This window comes from Sphaerotilus natans (genome assembly GCF_900156335.1).
In the GTDB taxonomy this organism is placed as follows: domain Bacteria; phylum Pseudomonadota; class Gammaproteobacteria; order Burkholderiales; family Burkholderiaceae_C; genus Sphaerotilus; species Sphaerotilus natans.
In genome coordinates, this window is sequence record NZ_FTMZ01000004.1 from 310,478 (window position 1) to 319,052 (window position 8,575).

8 protein-coding genes and 1 tRNA gene are annotated in these 8,575 nt (G+C 64.3%); all 9 read right to left on the reverse strand.

Translation table 11 applies throughout. From position 1 onward, the window contains the following. Nucleotides 1-14 precede the first annotated feature (14 nt). Nucleotides 15-4,142, reverse strand: coding sequence for a DNA-directed RNA polymerase subunit beta (rpoB, locus tag BW996_RS06120; protein WP_037481641.1), 4,128 nt, complete (start codon nucleotides 4,140-4,142; stop codon nucleotides 15-17). A gap of 341 nt (nucleotides 4,143-4,483) precedes the next feature. Next, a complete protein-coding gene (gene rplL / locus BW996_RS06125; RefSeq protein ID WP_037481639.1) occupies nucleotides 4,484-4,864 on the reverse strand; it encodes a 50S ribosomal protein L7/L12 in 381 nt (126 codons plus the stop codon). Nucleotides 4,865-4,919: 55 nt separating this feature from the next. Beyond that, complete coding sequence (rplJ, locus tag BW996_RS06130) at nucleotides 4,920-5,441, reverse strand: 50S ribosomal protein L10 (protein WP_037481636.1); 522 nt, start codon at nucleotides 5,439-5,441, stop codon at nucleotides 4,920-4,922. A 309-nt stretch (nucleotides 5,442-5,750) separates the two neighbouring features. Next, entirely contained in the window at nucleotides 5,751-6,458 is a 708-nt protein-coding gene (gene rplA / locus BW996_RS06135; RefSeq protein WP_037481635.1) for a 50S ribosomal protein L1, read from the reverse strand. A 2-nt stretch (nucleotides 6,459-6,460) separates the two neighbouring features. After that, complete coding sequence (gene rplK, locus BW996_RS06140; RefSeq protein ID WP_037481634.1) at nucleotides 6,461-6,895, reverse strand: 50S ribosomal protein L11; 435 nt, start codon at nucleotides 6,893-6,895, stop codon at nucleotides 6,461-6,463. A gap of 110 nt (nucleotides 6,896-7,005) precedes the next feature. Further along, nucleotides 7,006-7,569 carry a transcription termination/antitermination protein NusG gene (gene nusG, locus BW996_RS06145; protein WP_051631902.1) on the reverse strand — a complete coding sequence of 188 codons (564 nt, stop codon included), beginning with the start codon at nucleotides 7,567-7,569 and terminating at the stop codon, nucleotides 7,006-7,008. 39 nt (nucleotides 7,570-7,608) lie between these two features. Further along, the gene (secE, locus tag BW996_RS06150) at nucleotides 7,609-7,995 is read right to left on the reverse strand and encodes a preprotein translocase subunit SecE (RefSeq protein ID WP_037481633.1); all 387 of its coding nucleotides are present in this window, start codon (nucleotides 7,993-7,995) and stop codon (nucleotides 7,609-7,611) included. Between the two features lie 127 nt (nucleotides 7,996-8,122). Then, nucleotides 8,123-8,198, reverse strand: a tRNA-Trp gene (locus BW996_RS06155). A 16-nt stretch (nucleotides 8,199-8,214) separates the two neighbouring features. Further along, the coding region (locus BW996_RS06160; protein ID WP_445683261.1) for an EF-Tu C-terminal domain-related protein at nucleotides 8,215-8,575 on the reverse strand (361 nt) is incomplete at its 5' end.

Genomic DNA, 8,575 nt, shown 5'->3' on the forward strand with positions numbered 1-8,575 from the left:
CCTTCTCTCCTTGCTTAGTTGCGCTCGAGCTCGATGTCGATGCCGAGCGAACGGATTTCCTTGACCAGCACGTTGAACGATTCCGGCATGCCGGCGTCGATCGAGTGCTCGCCCTTGACGATGTTCTCGTAGACCTTGGTGCGGCCGTTCACGTCATCGGACTTCACGGTCAGCATTTCCTGCAGCACATAGGCTGCGCCATAGGCCTCGAGCGCCCACACTTCCATTTCACCGAAGCGCTGGCCGCCGAACTGCGCCTTGCCGCCCAGCGGCTGCTGGGTGACGAGCGAGTACGGGCCGGTCGAGCGGGCGTGCATCTTGTCGTCGACCAGGTGATGCAGCTTCAGGACGTGCATGTAGCCGACGGTGGTCGGGCGCTCGAAGCGCTCGCCGGTGCGGCCGTCATGCAGGTAGGCCTGGGTGCGGGTCGGGGTCAGGCCCTTCTTCGCCGCCAGATCATCCGGGTAGGCCAGCTTGAGCATGCCGCGGATTTCCTCTTCCTTCGCGCCGTCGAAGACGGGGGTCGCGAACGGCACGCCGTTGGAGAGATTGCGGGCCATCGAGACGACTTCCTCGTCCGACAGCTGCTCGAGTTCGACCGGACGGCCACCGTTCTGGTTGTAGATCTGGTCGAGGAACTGACGCAGCTCGGCCACCGCAGCTTCCTGCTGCAGCAGATCGCCGATGCGCTGGCCCAGGCCCTTGCCGGCCCAGCCCAGATGCACTTCCAGCACCTGACCGACGTTCATCCGCGAGGGCACGCCCAGCGGGTTCAGAACGATGTCGGCGGGGGTGCCGTCGGCCATGTAGGGCATGTCCTCGATCGGAACGATCTTCGACACCACGCCCTTGTTGCCGTGACGGCCGGCCATCTTGTCGCCGGGCTGCAGGCGGCGCTTGACGGCCAGGTAGACCTTGACCATCTTCAGCACGCCGGCGGGCAGCTCGTCGCCCTGCGTGAGCTTCTTGCGCTTCTCTTCGAACATCAGGTCGAAGCTGTGGCGCGTCTGCTCCAGCGAGTTCTTGATCGACTCGAGCTGGTTGGCGACCTCGTCCTCGGCCGGACGGATGTCGAACCAGTGGTACTTCTCGACGTCGGTCAGGTAGGCCTTGTCGATGACCGTGCCCTTGACGATCTTGCGCGGGCCGCCGTTGGCGACGCGGCCGGTCAGCAGCTTCTCGATCCGCGCGAAGGCGTCGGCCTCGACGATGCGCAGCTGGTCGTTCAGGTCCAGGCGGAAGCGCTTGAGCTCGTCGTCGATGATCTGCTGGGCGCGCTTGTCACGCTGGATGCCTTCGCGGGTGAAGACCTGCACGTCGATGACAGTGCCGGAGGTGCCCTGGTCGACGCGCAGCGAGGTGTCCTTCACGTCGGACGCCTTCTCGCCGAAGATCGCGCGCAGCAGCTTCTCTTCCGGAGTCAGCGTGGTCTCGCCCTTCGGCGTGACCTTGCCCACCAGCACGTCGCCGGGGCTGACCTCGGCGCCGATGTAGACGATGCCCGACTCGTCCAGGCGAGACAGTTGCTGCTCGGACAGGTTCGGGATGTCGCGGGTGATGTCCTCAGGGCCCAGCTTGGTGTCGCGGGCCATGACCACCAGCTCCTCGATGTGGATCGAGGTGTAGCGGTCCTCGGCGACCACGCGCTCCGAGATCAGGATCGAGTCCTCGAAGTTGTAGCCGTTCCAGGGCATGAACGCGACGAGCATGTTCTGGCCCAGGGCGAGCTCGCCCAGGTCGGTCGATGCGCCGTCGGCGATCACGTCGCCCGAGCCCACCACGTCACCGCGATTGACGATCGCACGCTGGTGGATGTTGGTGTTCTGGTTGGAACGGTGGTACTTGATCAGGTTGTAGATGTCGACGCCGACCTCGCCCGCGACCGTCTCGGCGTCGTTGACGCGGATGACGATGCGGTTGGTGTCGACATAGTCCACCACGCCACCGCGGCGAGCGGTCACGACGGTGCCCGAGTCGACCGCGGCGACGCGCTCGACGCCGGTGCCCACCAGCGCCTTCTCGGGGCGCAGGGTCGGGACAGCCTGACGCTGCATGTTGGCGCCCATCAGCGCGCGGTTCGCGTCATCGTGCTCCAGGAAGGGCACCAGCGAGGCCGCGACCGAGACGATCTGCGTCGGCGCCACGTCCATGTACTGGACACGCTCCGGCGAGACGAACATCGATTCGCCCTTCTCGCGCGCCGAGACCAGCTCGTCGGACAGGCGGTTGTTCTCATCCAGGCTCGCGTTGGCCTGGGCGATGACGTACTTGCCTTCCTCGATCGCCGACAGGTAGTCGATCTGGGTGGTGGCGATGCCGTCCTTCACCCGGCGGTACGGCGTCTCCAGGAAGCCGTACTCGTTCAGACGTGCGAACAGCGCCAGCGAGTTGATCAGACCGATGTTCGGACCTTCCGGGGTCTCGATCGGGCAGACGCGGCCGTAGTGGGTGACGTGAACGTCGCGCACCTCGAAGCCGGCGCGCTCGCGGGTCAGACCGCCCGGGCCCAGCGCGGAGACGCGACGCTTGTGCGTGATCTCCGACAGCGGGTTGGTCTGGTCCATGAACTGCGACAGCTGCGACGCCCCGAAGAACTCCTTCAGCGCCGCGGAGATCGGCTTGGAGTTGATCAGGTCGTGCGGCATCAGGGCTTCGGTCTCGGCCTGGCCCAGACGCTCCTTGACGGCCTTCTCGATCCGGGCCAGACCCGAGCGGTACTGGTTCTCGGCCAGTTCGCCGACGCAGCGCACGCGACGGTTGCCCAGGTGGTCGATGTCGTCGACCTCGCCATTGCCGTTGCGCAGGTTCACCAAGATCTTGACCACGTCGAGGATGTCCTCGTTGGTCAGGGTCATCGGACCTTCCGAGACGCCCCGGTCGACGCGCGCGTTGAACTTCATGCGGCCGACGCGCGACAGGTCGTAGGTGTCGGCCGAGTAGAACAGGCGGTGGAACAGCGCCTCGACGGCGTCTTCCGTCGGCGGCTCGCCGGGGCGCATCATGCGGTAGATGGCCACGCGCGCGGCGAACTGGTCGGCCGTCTCGTCGTTGGCCAGCGTCTGGCTGATGTACGGCCCCTGGCTCAGCTCGTTGGTGAACAGGCACTGCAGGTCACGGATGCCGGCCGAGCGCAGCTTCTTCAGCAGCGACTCGGTGATCTCGTCATTGGCCTTGGCCACGATCTCGCCGGTGTCCGGGTCGACCATGTTGCGCGCGACGATGCGGCCCACCAGGAAGTCTTCCGGCACGCTGATGAACTGCGTCTGCGACGCGTCGATCTGGCGGATGTGCTTGGCGGTGATGCGCTTGTCCTTCTCGACCACCACCACGCCGTTCTTGTCGGTGATGTCGAAGCGCGCGACCTCGCCCTTCAGGCGCTCGGCCACGAATTCCAGCTGCGCGCCGGAATCCATCAGGCGGAAATTGTCGAACTTGAAGAAATTCGCCAGGATCTGCTCAGGGTTCAGGCCGATTGCCTTGAGCAGGATGGTCACCGGCATCTTGCGACGGCGGTCGACGCGGAAGTACAGGATGTCCTTCGGGTCGAACTCGAAGTCCAGCCACGAGCCGCGGTACGGAATGATCCGCGCCGAGAACAGCAGCTTGCCCGAGCTGTGGGTCTTGCCCTTGTCGTGCTCGAAGAACACGCCCGGCGAGCGGTGCAGCTGCGAGACGATGACACGCTCGGTGCCGTTGACGATGAAGGAGCCGTAGTCGGTCATCAGGGGCACTTCGCCCATGTAGACCTCCTGCTCCTTGATCTCCTTGACCACCTTGGACTGCGAGGTCGAGGCCTCGCGGTCATAGATGATCATCTGCAGACGAGCACGCACCGCCGCGGCGAAGGTCAGACCCCGCTGCTGGCACTCGCGCACATCGAACGGAGGCTTGGCGATGTTGAACTCGAGGAACTTCATCTCCACGAACCCGTTGTGCGAAACAATCGGGAACGCGGACAGGAAGGCCGCCTGCAGGCCTTCCGGCTTGCGCTTCTGCGGGGGGACATCCTTCTGCAGGAAAGCGACGTAGCTGTCCTTCTGCATCGTCAGCAGATAGGGAACGTTCAGCACGCTCGCGCGCTTGCCGAAGCTCTTGCGGATCCGCTTGCGCTCGGTGTAGCTGTAGGGGGTTGCTTGCGCCATCAATCACTCCGTGTCGAAGGCCGCCGCCGGGCCAGGGCGGTCGGCTCGTTCGGCCGAAAATCGGGACGACTGGCACCAGGCCTTGCGCCTGAAGCTTGGTGGCTGGCCACTACCAGCCGCTGGCGGACAACCGGTGCATTGCACACCGGCCCGACCAAACCTGTTCTCCGCAGTCGGGTCAGAGAACACTTGAAAAAGCCTTCCAGAGTAACGCGGAAGACGCTTTCAGGTGTCGACTGTCCGAAAAGACCCTGAGTCGAGAAAAATCAAGCACAAAAAGGCTGGCCCTTGCCGGACCAGCCTTCTCGGCGATTCGGAATGCGCGTGAAGCGCACGCCGGATTACTTCAGCTCGGCCTTGGCGCCGGCTTCGACCAGCTTCTTGACAGCAGCTTCGGCGTCGGCCTTGGCGATGCCTTCCTTGACGTTCTTCGGGGCGCCGTCGACCAGGTCCTTGGCTTCCTTCAGGCCCAGACCGGTCAGCTCGCGCACGGCCTTGATGACGGACACCTTGTTGGCGCCGGCTTCCAGCAGGACGACGTTGAACTCGGTCTTCTCTTCAGCGGCCGGGGCAGCAGCGCCACCAGCAGCACCGCCGCCGGCGACGGCGACAGCAGCGGCGGACACGCCGAACTTCTCTTCAACGGCCTTGACCAGGTCGTTCAGTTCCAGGACGGTCATCGTGTCCAGGGCAGCCAGGAAAGCGTCTTTGTCGAATGCCATGATGGGCTCCTAATACTTGAATGCAGTGAATGCGAGAAAACAGGGTCGTCGGGGATCAGGCCGCAGCTTCGGCTGCCGGCGCTTCGGCGCCGCCACCCTTTTGCTTCGACACTTCCGCGAGGACGCGAGCCAGACCGGAGATCGGCGTCTGCAGCAGACCCAGCAGCTGGGCCAGCAGGACTTCCTTGCTCGGGACGTTGGCCAGGGCCTTGACTTCATTGGCGTCAAGGGCCTTGCCACCGTAGGCGCCACCCTTGATGACCAGCTTGTCGTTGGTCTTCGAGAAGTCGGCGACCACCTTGGCGGCGGCGACGGCGTCTTCGGAGAAGCCGTAGATCAGCGGACCGACGAACTGGGCTTCGGCCGCCTCGAACGGGGTGCCTGCGACAGCACGGCGAGCCAGCGTGTTCTTCAGGACATGAAGATACACACCCTTCTCGCGCGCCTGCTTGCGCAGTGCATCCGTCTGGGCGACGGTCAGGCCACGGTACTCGGCCAGCACGAGCGTCTGGGACTTGCCGGCTTGCGCCGACACTTCCTCGACAACGGCTGCTTTCTCGTTGCGATTGAGACTCAAGGTCTACTCCTTCAAACGCGACCCTCGGGCAAGCCCTCGGATCGCACCTCATTGCAGCGACCTGGCCGTTCAGGAGCCCGGCACCGCCACAAGGGCAGCGACGGACGGAACTTCACGGCGGGTACGCCATCTGCGCTGGCCGACGAACGGGACGGATCCCGGCCACCGATTAAGCCACCTGGCGCCAGCGGTCTTGGATGACCTGCCTCGCATTGCTGCGCGACAGCCCACCAAATTCGGGACAGTGAGGCCGCCAGACTCGCGACATCACCGGAGGCCACGAGGACCTCTGCAATCCTCTGGGGCCGATCAGGCCGCGGCGGCGGCGTTGATGCTGCCGACGTCGACGCGGACACCCACGCCCATGGTCGACGACACCGCGACCTTGCGCAGGTAGATGCCCTTGCTCGAGGCCGGCTTGGCCTTGTTCAGGGCTTCCAGCAGCGCTTGCAGGTTGCCGCGCAGCTTCTCGTTGTCGAACGAGCGACGGCCGATCGTGCCGTGGATGATGCCGGCCTTGTCGACGCGGAACTGGACCTGACCCGCCTTGGCGTTCTTGACGGCGGTGGCGACGTCCGGGGTCACGGTGCCGACCTTCGGGTTCGGCATCAGGCCGCGCGGGCCCAGGATCTGGCCCAGCTGACCGACCACGCGCATCGCGTCCGGCGAGGCGATGACCACGTCGAAGTTGATGTTGCCGGCCTTGACCTCGGCGGCCAGGTCGTCCATGCCGACCACGTCCGCGCCGGCGGCCTTGGCTTCTTCAGCCTTGGCGCCTTGCGTGAACACGGCGACGCGCTTGGTCTTGCCGATGCCGTTGGGCATCACGACCGCGCCACGCACGACCTGGTCCGACTTCTTCGCATCCACGCCCAGCTGGACGGACACGTCGATGGACTCGTCGAACTTGGCGGTGGCGCACTCCTTCAGGAGGGCCAGCGCGTCATCGATGACGTACAGCTTGGTCGTCTCGACCTTGCCTTGCAGTGCCTTCTGGCGCTTCGTCAGCTTTGCCATGATCAGAGACCTTCCACGTTGATGCCCATCGAGCGGGCCGAGCCGGCGATGGTCTTGACTGCGGCGTCCAGGTTGGCGGCCGTCAGATCCTTGACCTTGATCTTCGCGATCTCTTCGAGCTGCGCACGGGTCAGCTTGCCGACCTTCTCGACGTGCGGGCGCGACGAGCCACGCTCGATCTTCGCGGCCTTCTTCAGCAGCGCCGTCGCCGGCGGGCTCTTGATGATGAAGGTGAAGGACTTGTCGGCGAAGGCGGTGATCACCACCGGCAGCTTCATGCCGGGCTCGAAGCCTTGCTGGGTCTGCGCGTTGAACGCCTTGCAGAACTCCATGATGTTCAGGCCACGCTGACCGAGCGCGGGACCGATCGGGGGCGAAGGATTGGCCTTGCCCGCCGGAACTTGCAGCTTGATGAAGCCGACGATCTTCTTTGCCATGATGGCTCCTCGAGTTCTAGCGCCCGCCTCGCGACGGGCTCCTCGTCACTGGATGAAGCGGAAGGTGCTGATGCGCCTGTCCGCAACGGATGAGTCCGGACCTTTCGGCCTCAGACCTTCTCGACCTGATGGAAGTCGAGTTCCACCGGCGTCGCACGACCGAAGATCGTGACCGACACCCGCAGCTTGTTCTTGTCGTAGTTGACTTCTTCGATGACGCCGTTGAAGTCGGTGAACGGGCCGTCCTTGACGCGCACCACCTCGCCCACTTCCCACTCGACCTTGGGACGCGGCTTCTCGATGCCTTCCTGCATCTGGTTGACGATCTTCATGACCTCGTCTTCCGAGATGGGCACAGGACGGTTCTTGGCACCGCCGACAAAGCCGGTCACCTTGCTGGTGTTCTTGACCAGATGCCAGGACTCGTCGTCCATGACCATCTCGACCAGCACATAGCCGGGAAAGAAGCGGCGCTCGGTCACGGCCTTCTTGCCGTTGCGCATCTCGACCACTTCCTCGGTCGGAACCAGGATGCGGCCGAACTTGGCTTGCATGCCCGAGCGCTCGATGCGCTCGCGCAGGTTGCGCTCCACTGCCTTTTCCATGCCGGAGTAGGCGTGGACCACATACCAGCGCATCGGCGTGGCCGCGGGAGAAGTCGTGATGTCGCTCATCTTGTCAGTCACCTTGCTCGTTACCGCGTCGTACCGGATTCAGCGCTTCCAGCCCAGGATCAGGTCGTACAGCACCCATTCCAGGGTCTTGTCGGTGAACCACAGGAAAAGCGCCATCACCACGACGAAGGCGAAGACATAACCGGTCATCTGGCCTGCTTCCTTGCGGGTCGGCCAGACCACCTTCTGGAATTCGCGCACCGACTCGCGCCCGTAGGCGGTCAGTGCCTTGCCCTGCTCGGACGTGAAGAACACCGCCACTGCTCCACCCAGCAAAACCAGCAGCGCCGCCCACTGCGCCAGCGCGCCCTGAGCCGCCAGCAGATAGAAAGCCACCAGGCCGCCCAGCAGCAGCAGCAGCGCCGCAGCGATCAGCCGAGACTTGTCGGCCTGGGTGATCACGGTTTCGACTTGGGGAGTGGTCATCAATTTCACTTTGTCCTCGATCGAAACCGATCGGGACCCATGAGCAGGAAAGCCCGCCGGGGCGTCTATACGTCCCGCGGGCTGGAAGTCAGGCTTGGTGTGCCGTCTGCCGTTCAGCTTCTGGCGGTGGCAGGGGCAGAGGGAATCGAACCCCCAACCTTCGGTTTTGGAGACCGACGCTCTGCCAATTGAGCTATACCCCTGCAGCCTGACTCAGTCTTAGGCGATGATCTTGGCAACCACGCCGGCGCCGACGGTGCGGCCGCCTTCGCGGATGGCGAAGCGCAGGCCTTCTTCCATGGCGATCGGGGCGATCAGCTTGACTTCGATCGACACGTTGTCACCCGGCATGACCATTTCCTTGCCTTCCGGCAGCTGGATGGCGCCGGTGACGTCGGTGGTGCGGAAGTAGAACTGCGGGCGGTAGTTGTTGAAGAACGGGGTGTGGCGACCACCTTCGTCCTTCGACAGCACGTAGACCTCACCGGTGAAGTGGGTGTGCGGCTTGATCGAACCCGGCTTGCACAGCACTTGGCCGCGCTCGACGTCTTCGCGCTTGGTGCCGCGCAGCAGGATGCCG

What these genes read in the sequence shown, in the direction of transcription:
- rplL (WP_037481639.1), bottom strand. Translation starts at nt 4,864, where the DNA reads ATGGCATTCGACAAAGACGCTTTCCTGGCTGCCCTGGACACGATGACC.
- rplK (WP_037481634.1), bottom strand. Translation starts at nt 6,895, where the DNA reads ATGGCAAAGAAGATCGTCGGCTTCATCAAGCTGCAAGTTCCGGCGGGC.
- nusG (WP_051631902.1), bottom strand. Translation starts at nt 7,569, where the DNA reads ATGAGCGACATCACGACTTCTCCCGCGGCCACGCCGATGCGCTGGTAT.
- rpoB (WP_037481641.1), bottom strand. Translation starts at nt 4,142, where the DNA reads ATGGCGCAAGCAACCCCCTACAGCTACACCGAGCGCAAGCGGATCCGC.
- secE (WP_037481633.1), bottom strand. Translation starts at nt 7,995, where the DNA reads ATGACCACTCCCCAAGTCGAAACCGTGATCACCCAGGCCGACAAGTCT.
- rplA (WP_037481635.1), bottom strand. Translation starts at nt 6,458, where the DNA reads ATGGCAAAGCTGACGAAGCGCCAGAAGGCACTGCAAGGCAAGGTCGAG.